The 19,124-nt window shown below is 60.0% G+C and carries 20 protein-coding genes; 6 read left to right on the top strand and 14 right to left on the bottom strand.

Annotated elements, in window-relative coordinates; all coding sequences use genetic code 11:
* Nucleotides 1-39 precede the first annotated feature (39 nt).
* The 4 genes from J2Y90_RS14955 to J2Y90_RS14970 all read left to right on the top strand — a co-directional run bounded on the left by J2Y90_RS14955 (nucleotide 40) and on the right by J2Y90_RS14970 (nucleotide 3,658).
* A complete protein-coding gene (locus J2Y90_RS14955) occupies nucleotides 40-378 on the top strand; it encodes a YbaB/EbfC family nucleoid-associated protein (protein WP_253500647.1) in 339 nt (112 codons plus the stop codon).
* Between the two features lie 273 nt (nucleotides 379-651).
* Nucleotides 652-1,686 (top strand): NADP-dependent oxidoreductase, encoded by a 1,035-nt coding sequence (locus J2Y90_RS14960; RefSeq protein WP_253500648.1) that lies wholly within the window; start codon nucleotides 652-654, stop codon nucleotides 1,684-1,686.
* 66 nt (nucleotides 1,687-1,752) lie between these two features.
* Nucleotides 1,753-2,355, top strand: a complete 603-nt coding sequence (recR, locus tag J2Y90_RS14965) for a recombination mediator RecR (protein ID WP_016773861.1) — start codon at nucleotides 1,753-1,755, stop codon at nucleotides 2,353-2,355.
* Between the two features lie 154 nt (nucleotides 2,356-2,509).
* Entirely contained in the window at nucleotides 2,510-3,658 is a 1,149-nt protein-coding gene (locus tag J2Y90_RS14970) for an acyl-CoA dehydrogenase family protein (RefSeq protein WP_253500649.1), read from the top strand.
* 90 nt (nucleotides 3,659-3,748) lie between these two features.
* Here J2Y90_RS14970 and J2Y90_RS14975 read toward each other — a convergent pair whose 3' ends face one another.
* Complete coding sequence (locus tag J2Y90_RS14975) at nucleotides 3,749-4,297, bottom strand: adenine phosphoribosyltransferase (RefSeq protein WP_253500650.1); 549 nt, start codon at nucleotides 4,295-4,297, stop codon at nucleotides 3,749-3,751.
* 75 nt (nucleotides 4,298-4,372) lie between these two features.
* Nucleotides 4,373-5,107 carry a fumarate/nitrate reduction transcriptional regulator Fnr gene (fnr, locus tag J2Y90_RS14980; RefSeq protein ID WP_253500651.1) on the bottom strand — a complete coding sequence of 245 codons (735 nt, stop codon included), beginning with the start codon at nucleotides 5,105-5,107 and terminating at the stop codon, nucleotides 4,373-4,375.
* A gap of 154 nt (nucleotides 5,108-5,261) precedes the next feature.
* On the opposite strand from fnr, the gene J2Y90_RS14985 reads away from it, so the two are divergent.
* Nucleotides 5,262-5,744, top strand: a complete 483-nt coding sequence (locus J2Y90_RS14985) for a hypothetical protein (RefSeq protein ID WP_253500652.1) — start codon at nucleotides 5,262-5,264, stop codon at nucleotides 5,742-5,744.
* Here J2Y90_RS14985 and hemN read toward each other — a convergent pair.
* The 6 genes from hemN to ccoG form a co-directional block, all read right to left on the bottom strand.
* Nucleotides 5,741-7,123 (bottom strand): oxygen-independent coproporphyrinogen III oxidase, encoded by a 1,383-nt coding sequence (gene hemN / locus J2Y90_RS14990; RefSeq protein ID WP_253500653.1) that lies wholly within the window; start codon nucleotides 7,121-7,123, stop codon nucleotides 5,741-5,743. The genes J2Y90_RS14985 and hemN overlap by 4 nt on opposite strands.
* Nucleotides 7,124-7,320: 197 nt before the next feature.
* Nucleotides 7,321-8,004, bottom strand: a complete 684-nt coding sequence (locus J2Y90_RS14995) for a sulfite exporter TauE/SafE family protein (protein ID WP_253500654.1) — start codon at nucleotides 8,002-8,004, stop codon at nucleotides 7,321-7,323.
* Nucleotides 7,997-8,209: a cbb3-type cytochrome oxidase assembly protein CcoS gene (gene ccoS, locus J2Y90_RS15000; protein ID WP_039763029.1), complete on the bottom strand. Its 213-nt coding sequence runs from the start codon at nucleotides 8,207-8,209 to the stop codon at nucleotides 7,997-7,999. The genes J2Y90_RS14995 and ccoS overlap by 8 nt, the downstream gene beginning before the upstream one ends.
* A gap of 23 nt (nucleotides 8,210-8,232) precedes the next feature.
* The gene (locus tag J2Y90_RS15005; protein WP_253500655.1) at nucleotides 8,233-10,683 is read right to left on the bottom strand and encodes a heavy metal translocating P-type ATPase; all 2,451 of its coding nucleotides are present in this window, start codon (nucleotides 10,681-10,683) and stop codon (nucleotides 8,233-8,235) included.
* Between the two features lie 213 nt (nucleotides 10,684-10,896).
* Complete coding sequence (locus J2Y90_RS15010) at nucleotides 10,897-11,436, bottom strand: FixH family protein (RefSeq protein ID WP_253500656.1); 540 nt, start codon at nucleotides 11,434-11,436, stop codon at nucleotides 10,897-10,899.
* Between the two features lie 13 nt (nucleotides 11,437-11,449).
* A complete protein-coding gene (ccoG, locus tag J2Y90_RS15015; protein ID WP_253500657.1) occupies nucleotides 11,450-12,865 on the bottom strand; it encodes a cytochrome c oxidase accessory protein CcoG in 1,416 nt (471 codons plus the stop codon).
* 486 nt (nucleotides 12,866-13,351) lie between these two features.
* Here ccoG and J2Y90_RS15020 point away from each other — a divergent pair, with 486 nt between their 5' ends.
* Nucleotides 13,352-14,353, top strand: coding sequence for a metallophosphoesterase family protein (locus J2Y90_RS15020; RefSeq protein WP_253500658.1), 1,002 nt, complete (start codon nucleotides 13,352-13,354; stop codon nucleotides 14,351-14,353).
* Nucleotides 14,354-14,391: 38 nt separating this feature from the next.
* On the opposite strand, the gene J2Y90_RS15025 is transcribed toward J2Y90_RS15020, so the two are convergent.
* From J2Y90_RS15025 to ccoN, 6 genes are all read right to left on the bottom strand, one after another.
* Nucleotides 14,392-14,811, bottom strand: coding sequence for a type II toxin-antitoxin system VapC family toxin (locus tag J2Y90_RS15025; RefSeq protein ID WP_253500659.1), 420 nt, complete (start codon nucleotides 14,809-14,811; stop codon nucleotides 14,392-14,394).
* A complete protein-coding gene (locus tag J2Y90_RS15030; RefSeq protein WP_253505171.1) occupies nucleotides 14,811-15,065 on the bottom strand; it encodes a type II toxin-antitoxin system Phd/YefM family antitoxin in 255 nt (84 codons plus the stop codon). Before J2Y90_RS15030 ends, J2Y90_RS15025 begins: the two co-directional genes overlap by 1 nt.
* A gap of 525 nt (nucleotides 15,066-15,590) precedes the next feature.
* A complete protein-coding gene (ccoP, locus tag J2Y90_RS15035) occupies nucleotides 15,591-16,574 on the bottom strand; it encodes a cytochrome-c oxidase, cbb3-type subunit III (protein ID WP_253500660.1) in 984 nt (327 codons plus the stop codon).
* Nucleotides 16,571-16,756, bottom strand: coding sequence for a CcoQ/FixQ family Cbb3-type cytochrome c oxidase assembly chaperone (locus J2Y90_RS15040; protein ID WP_016775513.1), 186 nt, complete (start codon nucleotides 16,754-16,756; stop codon nucleotides 16,571-16,573). The genes ccoP and J2Y90_RS15040 overlap by 4 nt, the downstream gene beginning before the upstream one ends.
* Before the next feature lie 5 nt (nucleotides 16,757-16,761).
* Nucleotides 16,762-17,370: a cytochrome-c oxidase, cbb3-type subunit II gene (gene ccoO / locus J2Y90_RS15045; protein WP_042558541.1), complete on the bottom strand. Its 609-nt coding sequence runs from the start codon at nucleotides 17,368-17,370 to the stop codon at nucleotides 16,762-16,764.
* Entirely contained in the window at nucleotides 17,370-18,812 is a 1,443-nt protein-coding gene (gene ccoN, locus J2Y90_RS15050) for a cytochrome-c oxidase, cbb3-type subunit I (protein ID WP_253500661.1), read from the bottom strand. The genes ccoO and ccoN overlap by 1 nt, the downstream gene beginning before the upstream one ends.
* Nucleotides 18,813-19,124: the final 312 nt, after the last annotated feature.

The raw sequence follows: 19,124 nt of genomic DNA on the forward strand, positions 1-19,124 counted from the left end.
CGGGCGCTGTTTTATCCAAGTACGTTTGAGGTGATTCCCATGATGAAAGGTGGCATGGCCGGCCTGATGAAGCAGGCGCAGCAGATGCAGGAAAAAATGGCCAAGATGCAGGAAGAACTGGCCAACGCCGAAGTCACCGGCAAGGCCGGCGGCGACATGGTCACCGTGGTGATGACCGGTCGTCACGACGTTAAAAGCGTGAGCATCGACCCGAGCCTGGTCGAAGGCCTGAGCGAAGACGACAAGGAAATGCTGGAAGCCGTGATCGCCGCCGCCGTCAACGACGCCGTGCGCAAGATCGAAGCCAACAGCCAGGAAAAAATGGGCAGCATGACCGCCGGCATGAACCTGCCAGCGGGTATGAAACTGCCGTTCTGATTCGCCACTGCGCGGCAGATGAGCTACACAAAATGCCAGGCATCGCGCCTGGCATTTTTGTTTCTGACCCAGTAACACCGCACCCTGTAGGAGCTGTCGAGTGAAACGAGACTGCGATCTTTTGATTCTGTTGTTTTACAAGCAAGATCAACAGATCGCAGCGTTCCGCAGCTCCTACATGGATGGGGTGCAGTGCGAAACATCGAACGCCCAAAAACCTTAACGGTCTGCTCCCTATACTCGCTGAATTCACTATTCACAGGAGACGCTGACATGTCCGACCCTCTCACCCTCAACCAACGCTTCGTCCTCGCCTCGCGCCCGACCGGTGCGCCGACCCCGGAAAACTTCCGTCTCGAGCGCGAGGCTTTGCCGGATCTGCATGACGGCCAGGTGTTGCTGAAAACCCTGTACCTGTCGCTCGACCCCTACATGCGCGGACGCATGAGCGACGCACCGTCCTACGCCGCGCCAGTGCAAATCGGCGAAGTGATGACCGGCGGCGCGGTCAGCCGGGTCGAGCAATCCAATCATCCGAAATTCCACACCGGCGATCTGGTGGTGGGTGCGACTGGCTGGCAAAGCCACAGCATCAGCGACGGCCGCAACATCATGCCGATTCCCGCCGGTCTGCCGAGTCCGTCGATGGCTCTCGGGGTGCTGGGCATGCCGGGCATGACCGCGTACATGGGGCTGATGGACATCGGTCAGCCGAAAGAAGGCGAAACCCTGGTGGTGGCTGCGGCGTCCGGCGCCGTCGGCTCGGTGGTCGGGCAAGTGGCGAAGATCAAAGGCCTGCGCGCGGTCGGCGTGGCCGGTGGTGCCGAGAAGTGCAAATACGTGGTCGAGGAATTGGGTTTCGATGCCTGCATCGACCACAAGGCCGACGACTTCGCCGAGCAACTGGCCAAGGCCTGCCCCAACGGCATCGACATTTATTATGAGAACGTCGGCGGCCATGTCTTCGACGCAGTCTTGCCGTTGCTCAACCCCAAGGCGCGCATCCCGTTGTGCGGCCTGATCGCCGGCTACAACGCCGCCGAGGCGCCAACCGGCCCGGATCGCCTGCCGATGCTGCAACGCACTTTGCTCACCAAGCGTGTGCGTATTCAGGGCTTCATCGTCTTCGACGACTACGGTGATCGTCAGCCGGAATTCATCAGCCACATGGTGCCGTGGGTTCGCGACGGCAAGGTGAAATTCCGCGAGGACGTGGTCGAAGGCCTGGAGCAGGCGCCCGAAGCGTTTATCGGTCTGCTGGAAGGGCGCAACTTCGGCAAACTGGTGGTCCGGGTCGCCCAGGACTGAGGATTTGACGCTGGCCAGAGGCGCGGGTATAAACCGCGTCTCGTTGTTTAGTCGGACTGTTTACCCATGAGCTTCAGCCCTTTAATTCGCCAACTGATCGACGCCCTGCGCACCTTGCCGGGCGTGGGTCAGAAAACCGCTCAGCGCATGGCGTTGCAGTTGCTCGAACGTGATCGCAGCGGCGGCACGCGCCTGGCCCAGGCCTTGAGCCAGGCCATGGAAGGCGTCGGCCATTGCCGCCAGTGCCGCACGCTGACCGAGGACGACTTGTGTCCGCAATGCGCCGACCCGCGCCGCGATGACACGCTGCTGTGTGTAGTCGAAGGGCCGATGGACGTTTATGCGGTGGAGCAGACCGGATTCCGTGGCCGCTATTTTGTGCTCAAGGGGCATTTGTCGCCGCTGGACGGATTGGGGCCCGAAGCAATCGGCATTCCGCAATTGATGGCGCGGATTGAAGAGGCGGGGACGTTTACCGAAGTCATTCTCGCCACCAACCCGACGGTCGAAGGCGAAGCGACGGCGCATTACATCGCGCAGTTGCTCAATAACAAAGGTCTGGTCGCCTCGCGGATTGCCCACGGCGTACCGCTGGGCGGTGAGCTGGAGCTGGTTGACGGCGGTACGCTGGCGCATTCGTTTGCCGGGCGCAAACCGATTTCCCTCTGATAAAAATCAAAAGATCGCAGCCTTCGGCAGCTCCTACAAGGGAACGCATTCCAATGTAGGAGCCGCCGAAGGCTGCGATCTTTTGATCTTCTGCATCTTGAATACCAAGCAAGCGCTCGGTTAACGTCGGCGAACCCTTCCGTGGAGCTCGCCCATGCCTGCCTTTCAGGAATACTTCGACCCCAGCCACCAATTGGTCCGCGACAGTGTCAGACGTTTCGTCGAACGCGAGATCCTGCCGGGCATCGATGAGTGGGAAGAAGCCGAGAGCTTTCCCCGTGAGCTGTACCTCAAGGCCGGTGCGGCGGGCATTCTCGGCATCGGCTATCCCGAGGCGCTCGGTGGCAGCCATGAAGGCGATCTGTTCGCCAAGGTCGCCGCCAGTGAAGAGCTAATGCGCTGTGGCTCTGGCGGCCTCGTAGCCGGGCTGGGCTCGCTGGATATCGGTTTGCCGCCGATCGTCAAATGGGCGCGGCCTGAAGTGCGAGAGCGGGTCGTCCCCCAAGTGCTCAGCGGCGAAAAGATCAGCGCCTTGGCCGTGACCGAGCCCGGCGGCGGTTCCGACGTCGCCAACCTGCAAACCCGCGCCGTGCGCGACGGCGATTGCTACCGGGTCACTGGCAGCAAAACCTTTATCACCAGCGGCGTGCGCGCGGATTTTTACACCGTCGCGGTGCGTACCGGTGCGCCGGGGTTCGGCGGCATCAGCCTGTTGCTGATCGAGAAGGGCACGCCAGGTTTCAGCGTCGGTCGGCAGTTGAAGAAAATGGGCTGGTGGGCGTCGGATACCGCTGAATTGTTCTTCGACGACTGCCGCGTGCCTGTAGGAAACTTGATCGGCGCAGAGAACATGGGCTTTGCCTGCATCATGGGCGATTTCCAGAGCGAAAGGCTGGCGCTGGCGCTGATGGCCAACATGACGGCGCAATTGGCGCTGGAGGAGAGCCTGAAATGGGCGCGCGAGCGTGAGGCGTTCGGCAAACCCATCGGCAAATTTCAGGTGATCAAACATCGCCTCGCCGAAATGGCCACAGCGCTGGAAGTGTCCCGGGAGTTCACTTATCGGCAAGCGGCGAAAATGGCGGCGGGGCAGAGCGTGATCAAGGAGATTTCCATGGCGAAGAACTTCGCCACCGACACATCGGACCGGATCACCACCGAAGCCGTGCAGATTCTTGGCGGGCTCGGTTATATGCGTGAAAGCCTGGTGGAGCGGCTGTATCGGGATAACCGCATTCTGTCGATTGGTGGCGGGACGCGGGAAGTGATGAACGAAATCATCAGCAAGCAGATGGGGCTCTAAAAGCAAAAGATCGCAGCCTTCGGCAGCTCCTACAGGGAAATGCGGATCCCTGTGTAGGAGCTGCCGAAGGCTGCGATCTTTTGATCTTGATTATTTATCGGTCAACGCAAACTGCGTCAGGCAAAAGGTAGGAATGCCCATATCCTCAAGACGCTGCGAGCCTTGCAGCTCTGGCAGATCAATGATCGCCGCCGCTTCATGCACCCGCGCGCCCATGCGGCGAATCAGGTTGGCCGCGGCGATCAGCGTGCCGCCAGTAGCGATCAGGTCATCGAACATCACTACCGAATCGCCTTCACACAGGCTGTCGGCGTGCACTTCCAGAAACGCTTCGCCGTATTCGGTTGCGTAACCTTCGGCCAGCACGTCCGCCGGCAGTTTGCCTTGCTTGCGGAACAGCACCAGCGGCTTGTTCAACTGGTAGGCCAACACCGAACCGATCAGAAAGCCACGGGCATCCATGGCGCCGATGTGGGTAAATTCGGCTTCGACGTAGCGATGGGCGAAGCTGTCCATCACCAGGCGCAGGGCCGTCGGCGACTGGAACAACGGGGTGATGTCGCGAAAGATCACGCCCGGCTTGGGGAAGTCGATCACGGGGCGGATCAGGGATTTGATGTCGAAGGAGTCGAAGACCATCGGGGTGTCCTGGCAGGGCTGCAAACGGCGCAGTATACCCGCGGCTGAAACGATTCGCTCAACCGCGGGTCGTGATCAGCCTTCGATCGAACCGCCGGCCAGCGCGCACAGCTGGATCGGATCGAGAATGTGGATCTCCTTGCCCTCGGCAGCAATCAGCTCGTTCTGCTGAAAGCGCGTGAACACCCGCGACACGGTTTCCACCGCCAGGCCCAGGTAATTACCGATTTCATTGCGCGACATGCTCAGGCGGAACTGGTTGGCCGAGAAGCCGCGAGCGCGGAAGCGTGCCGACAGGTTGACCAGAAAAGTAGCGATGCGCTCGTCAGCGGTCTTCTTCGACAGCAGCAGCATCATTTGCTGGTCGTCGCGGATCTCGCGGCTCATCACTCGCATCAACTGGCGGCGCAGTTGCGGCAATTGCAGGGCCAGTTCGTCGAGGCGTTCGAAGGGGATTTCGCAGACCGAAGTAGTCTCCAGCGCCTGGGCCGACACCGGGTGTTTCTCGGTGTCCATGCCCGACAGGCCGACCAGTTCGCTTGGCAGGTGGAAGCCAGTCAGTTGCTCTTCGCCGGCATCGCTCAGGCTGAAGGTTTTCAGAGCGCCGGAGCGTACTGCATAAACGGAATCGAAGGTGTCGCCCTGGCGAAAGAGGAATTCACCTTTTTTCAGCGGGCGGCCGCGTTTAACGATTTCGTCCAGCGCATCCATGTCTTCCAGATTCAGCGAAAGTGGCAGGCAGAGCGGGGCCAGGCTGCAATCCTTGCAGTGGGCCTGGGTGTGAGCGCGCAGTTTGACTGGCTCGGACATTTCTTCAATCCTTGTGGGAAAACACACATAAGCCGTAAGGGTAACCCACGCAAGGACATTCAGGCCAGCACGCGGCGGCGTTGTCCCACAGACATAAAGCCGCAGCACCTGCGGCCGATAAACAACTATCTGCATTCATCCAGGGAAGGCTCCGATGACCGCCATTGGCACGTTAGGCCCCGGTAGCAGCGGCGTTGCTGCCGCGCCCGAGGTAATCAGTCCCGACGTTGCAATCGACCGCGATGACGACTTGTCGCGTACGGCAATCCCGACCTTGGTCGAGGGCGTCAAAGTGTCGCTGTCCGGCGCGGCCATCGCCAAATCCGCTGCTGTCGGCGGCGAGAACAGCGACATCGACAACAGCGGCTTGCCGGAGAACATCCAGCAGTTGCTGAAGATGATTCGCAAAATACAAAAAGAGATCATCGAGAAGAAAGCGCGCATGGCAGCGGTCATGTCCGACAGAACCCTGTCCACCGAAGAAAAGATCAACAAGCTCGCCGCACTGCGCGGTGCCATTGCCGCGCTCAACAGTGGCCTGATCACCGCCAACCTCGCCTTGTCGAAAGTGATGAACCAGTCGGCGTTGAATCCTGATCAGAATCTCAAGGTCGGCTCCTTGCTGACCAAGCCTTAGATCACCCGCGAGAAACGCTGGCGGTTCTGCTGCTCCAGGTACGCATCGAAGACCATGCACACCGAGCGCACCAGCAATCGGCCAGCCGGCAATACCTCGATGCGTTCGCGCTCGAGTCTGAGCAGGCCATCTTCGGCCATGCCTTGCAACTGCGGCCACAGCGCTCCGAAATAGCCCTGAAAATCGATGTTGAACTGCTGCTCGATTTCAGCGAATTCGAGTTCGAAATTGCAGATCAGCTGCTGAATCACCGCGCGACGCAAGCGATCGTCGGCGTTGCATATCAGGCCGCGACTGGTCGCCAGTTGCGCGCTGACGAGGCTGTTCTGATAGGCGTTTAGGTCGCTGCTGTTCTGGCAGTACAGATCGCCAATCTGGCTGATCGCCGACACGCCCAGACCAATCAGATCGCAATGGCCGTGGGTGGTGTAACCCTGGAAATTGCGTTGCAGGGTGTGTTCTTCCTGAGCGATCGCCAACTCGTCATCGGGCAGGGCGAAGTGGTCCATGCCGATGTAGCGGTAACCGGCGGCGGTCAGTTGCTCGATGGTGCGCTGGAGCATTTCCAGTTTGTGCGCGGGGCTGGGCAGTTCGCTGCTGTTGATCCGCCGTTGCGGCATGAAGCGCTCCGGCAAATGTGCGTAGTTGAACACCGAGAGGCGATCCGGTTGCAGGCTGATCACTTCGTCGCCGGTGCGGGCGAAGTTGTCCGGGGTCTGCTTCGGCAGGCCGTAGATCAGATCGATGTTGATCGAGCGAAATTGCAGGGTTCGCGCCGCATCGATCACCGCGCGGGTTTCTTCCAGGCTTTGCAAGCGATTTACCGCGCGCTGCACCGCCGGGTCAAGGTCTTGCAGGCCAATGCTGACCCGGTTGAAACCCAGTTCACGCAGCAGGCCCATGGTCGACCAGTCGGCCTCGCGCGGGTCTATTTCGATGCCGTAATCGCCGGAGTCATCATCGAGCAGATTGAAATGCTTGCGCAGGTGCGCCATCAGTTGGCGCAGTTCGTCGTGGCTGAGAAAGGTCGGCGTGCCGCCACCGAAATGCAGTTGCTCGACTTTTTGCGCCGGGTCGAGGTGGCAGGCGATCAACTGGATTTCCTGCTCGAGACGTTGCAGGTACGGCTGCGCGCGGCCGCGATCCTTGGTGATGACCTTGTTGCAGGCGCAGTAGTAGCAAATGTTCGCGCAGAACGGCACATGCACATACAGCGACAACGGCCGCTGCGCCTTGCGGCTGTCGCGCAGGGCATGGAACAGGTCGAAGGTGCCGACCTGACCGTGAAATTGCACGGCAGTCGGGTACGAGGTGTAGCGTGGCCCCGCCAGATCGTAGCGGCGGATCAGATCAGAGTCCCAACGAATGGCGTCGAGCATGCGGGCATTCCCCCGGATAGGCTGGCAGTGTGGCGAGTCTAGGGGAGGGCGTTACAGGGCATCTTGATTTGCATCAACGGCGAGGATTTGTGTTGTTCGTGCGGGCGTCTTCGCGAGCAGGCTCGCTCCCACATTGGATTTGCAGCGTACTCAAGACCTGTGGGAGCGAGCCTGCTCGCGAAGGCCGCCCCACCCATCTAATGACCCATAAGCCAATGCTGATGCGGCCCGGGCAAGGTCCACAAACCAAACAGAATCACCAACAAACCGCCGGCCATGCGCACGCTGCGTTTGCGCAGGATCGCGGTGACCCGTTCAGCCGCCAGCCCGGTGGCCAGCAGCACCGGCCAGGTGCCGAGGCCAAACGCAAGCATCAGAAGCGCACTGTCCAGCGCATTACCTTGACTCGCCGACCACAACAACGTGCTGTAAACCAGTCCGCACGGCAGCCAGCCCCACAGCGCACCGAGCAGCAAGGCACGCGGCAAACTGGACACCGGAAGCAAGCGGTTCGCCACCGGTTGAATGAGGCGCCACAAACCACGCCCGAGCGCTTCGATACGGGTCAGCCCGCTCCACCAACCGGCCAGGTACAACCCCATGGCAATCAGCAGCAGCCCCGCCAGCACGCGCATGAACAGCGCCGCCGGGCTGTTGGCGACTGCCCAACCGGCCAGGCCGATGAGCAATCCCGCCGTGGCGTAACTGAGAATCCGCCCGAGGTTGTACGCCAGCAACAGGCGAAAGCGCCGGCTGCGTTGTTCCTTGGGGATCGCCAGGGTCAGCGCGCCCATCAGACCGCCGCACATGCCCAGACAATGGCCGCCACCGAGCAGGCCGAGGATCAGCGCCGAGACCAGCAGGGGCGCCAGTTCAAGCATGGGGTGGCGCCTTGTCGTCCGGTTTGCCGGCGTTGGCTTCGTCCACGGCTGCGGTGTGGTTGGGGTCCTGATCGTCAAAGAGGATGCTGTGGGCCGGGCCGTCGAGGTCGTCGTACTGGCCGCTGTCCACCGCCCAGAAGAAGATGTACACGGCGATGGCGACGATCAGCAAGGCAGCGGGAATCATCACGTAGAGAGCTGGCATCGGTAACTCCAGGCCCGCGCGGCTCAGGCCGGCAGCGGGCGGGTGTGGGTCGGGCTGCCGGCGACCGGCGCGCTCGGCAAGCGAGTCAGGCGCAGGGCGTTGAGCACCACGGTCAGCGAACTGATCGACATGCCGACCGCCGCCCACACCGGAGTGATCCAGCCGAGGGCGGCGAACGGCAACATGAGGCCATTGTACAGCGCCGCCCACAGCAGGTTTTCGATGATTACCCTGCGGGTGCGCCGCGCCAGTGTGAAAGCTTGCACCAGGGCGCCGAGACGGTTGGACAGCAACACCGCATCGGCGCTGGTTTTCGCCAGATCGGTGGCCGAGCCCATCGCCACGCTGATGTCCGCCGCCGCCAGCACCGGCACGTCGTTGACGCCGTCGCCGAGCATCAGCACCTTGCGCCCTTCCTTGTGCAGTTGCTGCAGCACTTGCAGTTTGTCATCGGGGCGCAAACCGCCACGGGCCTCGTCGATGCCCAGTTCGGCGGCGACACTGGCGACCATCGGCGAACTGTCGCCGGACAACAGCAACGTGCGCCAGCCCCGCGCTTTGCAGGCCGCGAGCAGGGCGGGGGCGTCATCACGCAGGCGATCATCGAGGACCAGCCACGCCAGCGGCCCGTGGGTGTCGGCGAGCAGCAGCCATTGCCCGGCTTCATCGGGCATCGCCGGCAACGCCGCGCCGCTCAGGGCACAGGCGAATGACGCCTGACCGATGCGCAAGCGGTGTTCACCGACCATGCCTTCAAGGCCCAGGCCCGGGCTGCTGTGCACGTCTTCAGCGGCCAGCGGTGCGCGGCCGAAGGCCCGGGCAATCGGGTGTTCGGAACGGTTTTCCAGCGCGGCGGCAAGGCTCAGGCATTGCTCGCTGTCGAGCGCGCCGAGCGGGCGAATCGAACGCAGCACCAAGCGACCTTCAGTGAGCGTACCGGTCTTGTCGAAGATCACCGTGTCGATCTGGTTCAGGCCTTCCAGCACGTGCCCGCGTGTCAACAGCAAGCCGAGTTTGTGCAGCGTGCCGGTGGCGGCGGTGAGGGCGGTCGGCGTCGCCAGCGACAGTGCGCACGGGCAGGTCGCCACCAGCATGGCGAGAACAATCCAGAACGCCCGCGATGAATCCAGTTGCCACCACAGCACGCCGATCACTGCTGCGGCGATCAGCGACAGCAGCAGGAACCATTGCGCGGCGCGGTCGGCGATTTCTGCCAGACGCGGTTTTTCCGCCTGAGCGCGATCAAGCAGGCGCACGATGGCGGACAGACGCGTGTCTTGCCCGAGCGCCTGCACTTCCACGGTCAACGCGCCTTCGACGTTGAGGGTGCCTGCGGTGACCGCATCACCCGGCGTGCGTGGCTGCGGCAGGTATTCGCCAGTCAGCAGCGATTCATCGATGCTCGACTGGCCGTCGATGATCTTGCCGTCCGCCGGCAGAATCGAGCCCGGCTGCACCAGAATCCGCTCGCCGAGACGCAGCTCGCTGAGCAGGATGCGCTCGCTCTGACCATTCGCATCGAGGCGCAGGCACGAGGCCGGCAACAGGTTGACCAGTTGCGCAGTGGCAGCGGCGGTGCGCTCGCGGGCGCGGCGTTCCAGATAACGTCCGGCAAGCAGAAACAGCGCGAACATGCCGACCGCATCGAAGTACAGCTCGCCGACCCCGGTGATCGATGTCCAGATCCCGGCGATGTAGGCGCTGCCGATTGCCAGCGATACCGAAACGTCCATGGTCAGGTGGCGGGTGCGCAGGTCGCGCATCGCGCCTTTGAAGAACGGCGCGCAGCTGTAGAACACGATCGGCGTGGTCAGAAACAGCGCGACCCAGCGCAGAATCGTGTGTAGCTCAGGGCTGAGGTCGATGTTGAATTCCGGCCAGGTGGCCATGGTCGCCATCATCGCCTGAAACCACAGCAACCCGGCGACGCCGAGTTGGCGCAGGGCCAGGCGATTCTCGCTGGCCAGTTGTTCGCTGGCGCGGTCGGCCTGGTAGGGGTGAGCGGCGTAACCGATGTGGCGCAGTTCGGCGAGGATCTGGCTCAGCGGCAAGTGTGCGTCGGCCCAGCGCACATGCAGGCGATGGTTGGACAGGTTCAGCCGCGCCTCGGCGACGGCGGGCAGGGTGCGCAGGTGTTTCTCGATCAGCCAGCCACAGGCGGCGCAGCTGATGCCTTCCATCAACAAGGTGGTTTCGGCCAGATCGCCTTCATGGCGAACGAAGGGTTGTTGCACGTCGGCGCGGTCGTACAGCGCCAGTTCATCGCTCAGTTGCACCGGCAGCGCTTCGGGATTGGCCGAGGCTTCGCTGCGATGCTGGTAATAACTTTCCAGACCCCCGGCGACGATGGCTTCGGCCACGGCCTGACAGCCCGGGCAGCAGAACTCGCGGGCCTGCCCGAGGACGACGGCGGTGAAGCGGCTGCCGGACGGGACGGGCAGGGCGCAGTGGTAGCAGGCAAGTGGGGTGGTCATGGCATCGTTGAGGGTGTGAGCCCTTGCATTGGGTGTATCCGCTTGCCCTCACCCCAGCCCTCTCCCGGAGGGAGAGGGAGCCGATCGGTGTGAGCCGGAAAAGCGGCTTCAGTCGCCGACATTGTCACTGTCATACGCCACGCTTCCAAGCAGCCGAGATCAGTCCCCTCTCCCTCAGGGAGAGGGCTAGGGTGAGGGGCTCTAGACCTTGATTCACTTCTTCAGGTCTTCCGCACCCTGCAATGGCTCATCACCCAGCAGCAGTTCCTTGTCGTGGCTGACCAGCTCTTCTTCAAACATGCGCCACACGTGCTCATCCTGACTGCCGAGCAACTCGACAAAGCGCCGCCCTTCGACCTTGTCGCTCAACTGGCCAATGTAGCGCCCGCTCTCGCTGTCACTGCGGGTCAGAACGATCTTGCGATCCTTCTCCGGCTGGGTCGGCGAGATCAGGTTCAGTTCCAGGGTTTGCGGCTGGCTGTCACCGCTCAAACGCAGGTCGACTTCGCCGGTCACCTCATCCAGATGCACCGCCGCGCGCAGTTTCAAAGTTTGCGCCAGCAGTTCACGGTCCAGTGAACGGTTGATGCCTTTGCCTGCTTCGTAATAGTTGTCGTTGACCAGATTGTCCGGATTGTTCACCGCGATGGTCACCATGGACAGGGTCAAGGCCACCGAGCAGGCCAGAATCGCGATGATGATCCACGGCCAGAGGTGCTTGTACCAAGGACTTGCGGCGTTTGCAGCGGGCATGTTCAAAATTCTCTCAACGGATTTGTGGGCCGATGAATCGGCTCTTGGCTTCAACGTGGACGCTGTCGTCATCGGCGTCCTTGAGGATGAATTTCACCTCGTTGGTGCTCGATGGCAGTTGTTCCGGTGCGCTCGACAACTCGACCGGCATGCTGACGATATCCCCGGCAGCAACCTTGATCTCGCGCTTGCCTTGCAGGCGCAGGTCCGGCAGGCCCTCGGCTTGCAGCAGGTAGGTGTGGTCGCGCTGATCCTTGTTCATGATCTTCAGGCTGTAGACGTTTTCGATCCGCCCTTCGGCGTTTTCGCGGTACAGCACGCGGTCCTTGCTGACGTCGAAACCGACCAGCGAGCGCATGAAGAACGCGCCAACCAACAGGCTGATCATCGCCAGCAGCACCACGGCGTAGCCGATCAGGCGCGGGCGCAGTTTATGGGTTTTCTGCCCGGAGAGGTTGTGTTCGGTGGTGTAGCTGATCAGCCCGCGCGGGTAATCCATCTTGTCCATGATGCTGTCGCAGGCGTCGATGCACGCGGCGCAGCCGATGCACTCGATCTGCAGCCCATCGCGGATGTCGATGCCGGTGGGGCAGACCTGCACGCACATCGTGCAGTCGATGCAATCGCCCAGCCCCAGGGCCTTGTAGTCGATGCCTTTCTTGCGCGGCCCACGGCTTTCGCCACGGCGCGGGTCGTAGGAAACGATCAGCGTGTCCTTGTCGAACATCACGCTCTGGAAGCGCGCATACGGGCACATGTAAATGCACACTTGCTCACGCAGCCAACCGGCATTGCCGTACGTGGCGAGGGTGAAAAAACCGACCCAGAAATACGACCAGCCATCGGCCTGGCCGGTGAAGAACTCGATGACCAGTTCGCGGATCGGCGAGAAGTAGCCGACAAAGGTCATGCCGGTGACAAACCCGATCAGCAACCACAGCGAGTGCTTGGCCAGTTTGCGCAGGAATTTGTTGGCGCTCATCGGCGCCTTGTCGAGCTTGATGCGCTGGTTGCGGTCGCCTTCGGTGACCTTTTCGCACCACATGAAAATCCACGTCCACACGCTCTGCGGGCAGGTATAGCCGCACCAGACCCGGCCGGCATAAACGGTGATGAAGAACAGGCCGAACGCGGCAATGATCAACAGGCCCGAGAGCAGGATGAAATCCTGCGGCCAGAATGTCGCGCCGAAGATGAAGAACTTGCGCTCCGGCAGGTTCCACCACACCGCCTGGTGACCGCCCCAGTTCAGCCACACCGTACCGAAATACAGCAGAAACAACGCCGCACCGCCGAGCATCCGCAGATTGCGGAACAGGCCGGTGAAGGCACGGGTGTAGATTTTTTCTCGTGAGGCATAAAGATCGACGCTGTTGTTCGCGTTCTTGCTCGGCGGCGTGACGTCGTGTACCGGAATCTGATTGCTCATCATTGCATCCCACGGCAGTGGAAAAATGCCTCGGTCGATACGTGCCAACCAAGGTCAAAAAGGGCTGTTGCAGTAGCGCGATGATACGCCTGCCGCTCTGCCTCAAGGGTGCGACCTTTGGTCGCGTTGGGTAAAAAATGCAGATGGTGTAGCGATTGCAGAAAAGCCTGATGCAGATCAATTGACTTGTTGAGTATGGCCGGTTTTGCCGAGGCGGCTAGTTCCATCGTTCAATTGACTGTGCACGCTACCGTTGTTGATTTCGCAAGTTGAATAATAAGCAGTCGGTCATTATTACCGCGGTGCCAGATTCAGCAGTAAGCACCAGGTTTCTACTGAGCTGTATGTTGTGAGCTGCCCGGTCTGAAACATAATCATTTGATTGTTGTTCGGGAAGACTTTGAGGTTTTCGCTGTATTCGAATAAGTTCTGTTTTCGCGGAAATAATTTTGCGCATTGAAAATTAATTGAAATGGAATTTAAAACATGGTTTTGAATAAACTCGTGAGCATCTTTATGGGTGTTTGTCTGATAGCTTCGGCTATTACTGCTCAGGCTGCTGGCATGCCAAAACACATGGTCTTTGCTTCAGACACTCAATATCCGTGGACAGACAAGACCGATAGTCGCCAACCCGAATCCGACTCCGAATTCAAGGAACGCTCGAGATGGCTGGTTGACAGCCAACTTGCAAGCATTGCCGAATTCAGGAATCAATACGGCTCGCAAGCGCAGGTGCCGTTGATGATCAATGGCGATATCACCGCTTTCGGGCATGGCTGGCAGCGCTCTTTCATGAAGGATCTGCTGGATAAGCACTTCAAAGGCGACTATTTGTACGGACTTGGTAATCACGACTATGAAAACAACGTTGATGATTGTTTTACCAATAGCTGTGCGGCAGGAAGTATCGTCGAATTCAAAGGGCATCATGAAAGTAAAGTCGACAACTTCGATCTGAAGATTACCGGCAGCTTTCTGAGCAAAACGTATTCGGGCAGTCTCGCCTATTCGAAAAATATCGGCGAAGTGCATATGGTGCAGCTCAATAACGAGCCGACCTATACCACCCGTATTGCTCATCCATTGAACCCGACGACGTTCGAAATCAACGACGCCCTGGACTGGCTCGAGACCGATCTGAGGCTGGCGCGAGCGTCGGGCTACGCCATTATCATCAACATGCACAAACCGTTTAACCACAAGGGGAACCAGGCGCAACAGAAACGCTTCCACGACATGGTCAACAAATATCAAGTGACGGCGATCTTTGCCGGCCATTTGCATAAAGACGGGGGCGATGCCTATCAGGAGGGTAACGTGCCCATGTACCTGAGCGGCAGTACCTCTCAGCAAACCTATCTGGTTGCCAGTTTCACTGAGGACCGCAAGCAACTGCAGGTTTATCTGGTGGAAAACAACCAGTGGCGCAATCGAACGTTGATCGACACCACGGCGGTGCATTCAATCTTTGCCCAACGCCCGTGAAAAAATCCCCGCCGCTGATAGGGCGGGGTATTCATCAATCAGTTATTGGCAGCGATCCATGGGTTGATCAGATTGACGCCGCTGAGTTGGAAGTCCGCAATGTTGCGAGTTACCAGCGTAAGCCCGTGTACAAGCGCGGTGGCGGCGATCAAGGCGTCGCATTCACTGCTGCGGTCGGGAACATGCAATTGTGCGCACCGGGTGGCGACTGTGGTATCGACCGGCAGGATCCTTCCAGAGAACGCTGGCTTGACGCGATGTTCCAGCCAGTTGCGCAGCAGCTGGCCTTGTGAAGGATCACGACGTTCTATACGTAGAACCCCGGTTTCCAGTTCCAGTACAGTGATTGCGGATAGATACAGGCTGGCCGGTGGAATGCTTTTTGCCCATGTCACTACATGCTGGTTGGCTTGGGATTTCCGCAGTTCGGAAACTACATTAGTATCCAGTAGAAACATCAGGAAAGGTCCACGCTGCGAGGAGAGATGACGGCGCGCTCGGGTTCGAATTCGATTTCAGCCGCATTCGGCATCGCCAGTAGCTCAACGATGCTGGTCTGGCACCCAGTCAGTTTTTGATACTCCTCGATGCTGAGCAATACGTGGGCAGGCCTGCCTCGGTCAGTAATGATAACTGGACCTTGATGTGTGGCTTTTTTGGCTGCACTGGTGTCCTGATTGAACTCGCGGCTGGAAATGGTGGTGATGGCCATCATGTTTGGCCTCCAGAAATTCTGATGTAGGAACGTTACTACTTTGAGATTTTCCCCGCAATCGGAAAGGCGGGTCGGGGACGATCGGTTTGTCACTTTCATAAGGGCACCGGTTAGAGCGCCTCCCGCCGAGGCGCGAGGCGCTGGATATGGACTTGAATTCGGTGTTTTTGCTGCCCTTGTCAGAGCAATCTACCGCCCCCGAGGCCGTCGAGCCCACCACCGTTACCTGGGCTGTTCATGGTTTTGTGCGAAACCTCGAGTAACGGTTTAACAGATATTCGTTCGAACCTTGCCCAATCGGTTGAGCTGAGTTGAGGCGGATTTTGCAGTTTTATCAGGTCAGCTTTCGACATTCGAGCTTCGTCCTTGAAGTGGTCCCGATATGGCTTATCGGGGCGAAAAAAACCTACCGTGCATCTCTGCTCAGGTCCATTGAGTAACCGTTTCGAATCATGAATGCCACCAAAAAAAGGCCCCGCCAATTCTCATTGGCGGGGCCTTTTTATGCTTCAAGCGTTGGACTTATTCAGCCTTTGCTTCCGGTGCTTTTTCCCCATGCGACAAGCTGTAAACATACGCTGCCAGCAAGTGAACCTTGTCGTTGCCCTGCAGTTGTTCCTGCGCAGGCATCTGGCCCTGGCGGCCGTAACGGATGGTCTGTTGCAGTTGCGCGAAGCTCGAGCCGTAGATGAATGCGCCCGGGTGCGTCAGGTCAGGCGCGCCCATGGCCGGCGTGCCTTTACCGGCAGGGCCGTGGCAGGCCACGCAATTGGCGGCGAAGAGTTTGCCGCCATTGGCCGGGTCGGCCTTGGTGCCTTCCGGCAGTTTGCGCCCGTCGAGGTTGGTCACCACGAAGGCCGCTACGTCGGCCACGCCTTGCTCGCCGATCACTTCCGCCCACGCCGGCATCACCGCGTGGCGGCCGCCCATGATGGTGGTCTTGATGGTTTCTGGCTCACCGCCCCAGCGCCAGTCGGCGTCGGTCAGGTTGGGGAAGCCATAGGCGCCCTTGGCGTCGGAACCGTGGCACACCGAGCAGTTGGACGCGAACAGACGGCCGCCCATCTTCAGCGCTTGCGGGTCCTTGGCGACTTCTTCGATCGGCATCGCCGCGAACTTGGCGAAGATCGGACCGAAGCGAGCGTCGGAACGGGCCATTTCCTTTTCCCACTCGTGGACGCCGGTCCAGCCGGTCTGGCCGTTGGCGAACGCGGTCTGCTTCTCGGTATCGAGATAGTTGTAGCCCGGCAACAGACCTTTCCAGTTGCCCAGACCCGGGTACAGCACAAGGTAACCCAAGGCAAAAATGATGGTGCCGACGAACAGCATGAACCACCATTTCGGCAGCGGGTTGTCGTACTCCTCGATCCCGTCGAAGGAGTGGCCGACCGTCTCGTCCGTCTGTTCGCTGCGCTGGCCCTTGCGGGTCGACAGCAGCAGCCAGGTCAGGGCGAAGATCGTACCGAGACTGAGGACTGTGACGTACAGACTCCAGAATGTAGTCATTCTTTGTTACTCCTAGAAGCTTGCTCGACGTGCTTGATGGCTTCGGGATCATCTGCAAAAGGCAACATGGTCGCGTCGTCAAACTCCGACTTGCGCTTGGGGCTGAACACCCACAAGGCCAGACCGATGAAGGCCACCATCACGACAACGGTGCCCAGGCCTCGAATCATCCCGATATCCATCAGATTCACCGTTTGCTTTTGATGATGGTGCCCAGGCCTTGCAGATAGGCCACCAGCGCGTCCATTTCGGTCTTGCCCTTCACGGCGTCCTGAGCACCGGCGATGTCTTCGTCGGTATAAGGCACGCCGAGGGTGCGCAACACTTCCATTTTCTTTGCGGTTTCCTTGCCGTCGAGCTTGTTTTCCACGAGGAACGGGTAAGCCGGCATTTTCGACTCGGGGACCACATTGCGCGGGTTGTACAAGTGCGCACGTTGCCAGTCATCGGAGTAACGACCGCCCACACGGGCCAGATCCGGACCGGTACGTTTGGAACCCCACAGGAACGGGTGGTCCCAGACGCTTTCACCGGCAACCGAATAGTGGCCATAGCGTTCGGTTTCAGCGCGGAACGGGCGGATCATCTGCGAGTGGCAGCCGACACAACCGTTGGCGATGTACACGTCGCGGCCTTCCAGTTCCAGCGCCGTGCGAGGCTTCATGCCCTCGACCGGCTTGTTGGTGACGTCCTGGAAGAACAGCGGAACGATTTGGGTCAGGCCACCGACGCTGACGGCGATGACCATGAAGAAGGCCAGCAGGCCAATATTCTTCTCGACAGCTTCATGCTTCATCAGTGAGCTCCAACGACGGCAATCTTGGCGGCGGCTTCGGCTTCAACCGGATCCGACGCACGGACGGTGCGGTACACGTTGTAAGCCATCAGCAGCATGCCGCTGGCAAAGAAAGCACCGCCCAGCGCACGGACGATGAAGCCCGGGTGGCTGGCCTGCAGCGCTTCGACGAACGAGTAGGTGAGGGTGCCGTCATCGTTGATTGCACGCCACATCAGGCCCTGGGTGATGCCGTTGACCCACATCGAGGCGATGTAGAGCACGGTGCCGATGGTCGCGAGCCAGAAGTGCGCGTTGATCAGCCCGACGCTGTGCATCTGCGCCCGGCCGAACAATTTCGGGATCATGTGATAGATCGCGCCGATGGAAATCATCGCCACCCAGCCGAGCGCGCCGGCGTGTACGTGGCCGATAGTCCAGTCGGTGTAGTGCGAGAGCGAGTTGACGGTCTTGATCGCCATCATCGGCCCTTCGAAGGTCGACATACCGTAGAACGCCAGCGATACCACGAGGAAGCGCAGGATCGGGTCGGTGCGCAATTTATGCCAGGCGCCCGACAGGGTCATCATGCCGTTGATCATGCCGCCCCAGCTTGGCGCCAACAGAATGATCGACATCGCCATGCCCAGCGATTGTGCCCAGTCCGGCAGGGCGGTGTAGTGCAGGTGGTGCGGGCCGGCCCAGATGTACAGAGTGATCAGCGCCCAGAAGTGCACGATCGACAGACGATAGGAATAGATCGGACGTTCGGCCTGTTTCGGCACGAAGTAGTACATCATCCCGAGGAAACCGGTGGTCAGGAAGAAGCCCACCGCGTTGTGGCCGTACCACCACTGGATCATCGCGTCGGTCGCGCCCGAGTAGGCCGAGTACGACTTGAACAGGCTGACCGGCAGCGACATGTGGTTGACGATGTGCAGCATCGCGGTGACGACGATGAACGCGCCGTAGAACCAGTTGCCGACATAGATGTGCTTGGTTTTGCGCTTGGTGATGGTGCCGAAGAACACCAGTCCGTAGGAGATCCAGACAATGGCCAGCAAAATGGCGATCGGCCATTCCAGCTCCGCGTACTCCTTGGTGGTGGTGTAACCCAGCGGCAAGGTAACGATGGCGCCGACGATGACCGCTTGCCAGCCCCAGAAGGTGAAGGCCGCGAGGCTGTCGGAAATCAGCCGCGTCTGGCAGGTTCGCTGCACGACATAGTAGGAGGTGGCAAACAGTGCACAACCGCCGAAGGCGAAAATCACCAGGTTTGTGTGCAACGGGCGCAGGCGTCCAAAGCTCGTCCACGGCAGACCGAAGTTCAATTCCGGCCAGACCAGTTGCGAGGCAATGAAGACACCGAGCCCCATGCCAAGGATCCCCCAGACCACCGTCATGATGGCGAACTGGCGGACTACCTTATAGTTATAAGCAGTCGGACTGATTGCTGTGCTCATTCTAAGGTTCCACGGTTTGGGTGTTTTATTAGGATTGGAATCGGCCGCAAGTATGCAGAGAGCAGGGGGTCATTGCAACGCGCCATGACCCGGGTCAATGCTTTCCAACGCTGATTCTGCGGCCTTTCCATGCGCCGCGTAGGGTCAAAAATGACCCCTGTCAAAATGTCGCAGTGAGTGAAAAAAGCGCAGGGTTCGGATCGCCGCCGACGGCGTCTTTTTCAACGTCGTGATCGGGGGATGGAGGGTGATCGGCGCAACAGCCGTTAACTGCCTGCCCTTGCGGCGAATCCATCAGCCGGTTCATCGGAC

Origin of the sequence: Pseudomonas koreensis (assembly GCF_024169245.1) — a bacterium.
Taxonomy (GTDB): Bacteria; Pseudomonadota; Gammaproteobacteria; order Pseudomonadales; family Pseudomonadaceae; genus Aquipseudomonas; species Aquipseudomonas koreensis_F.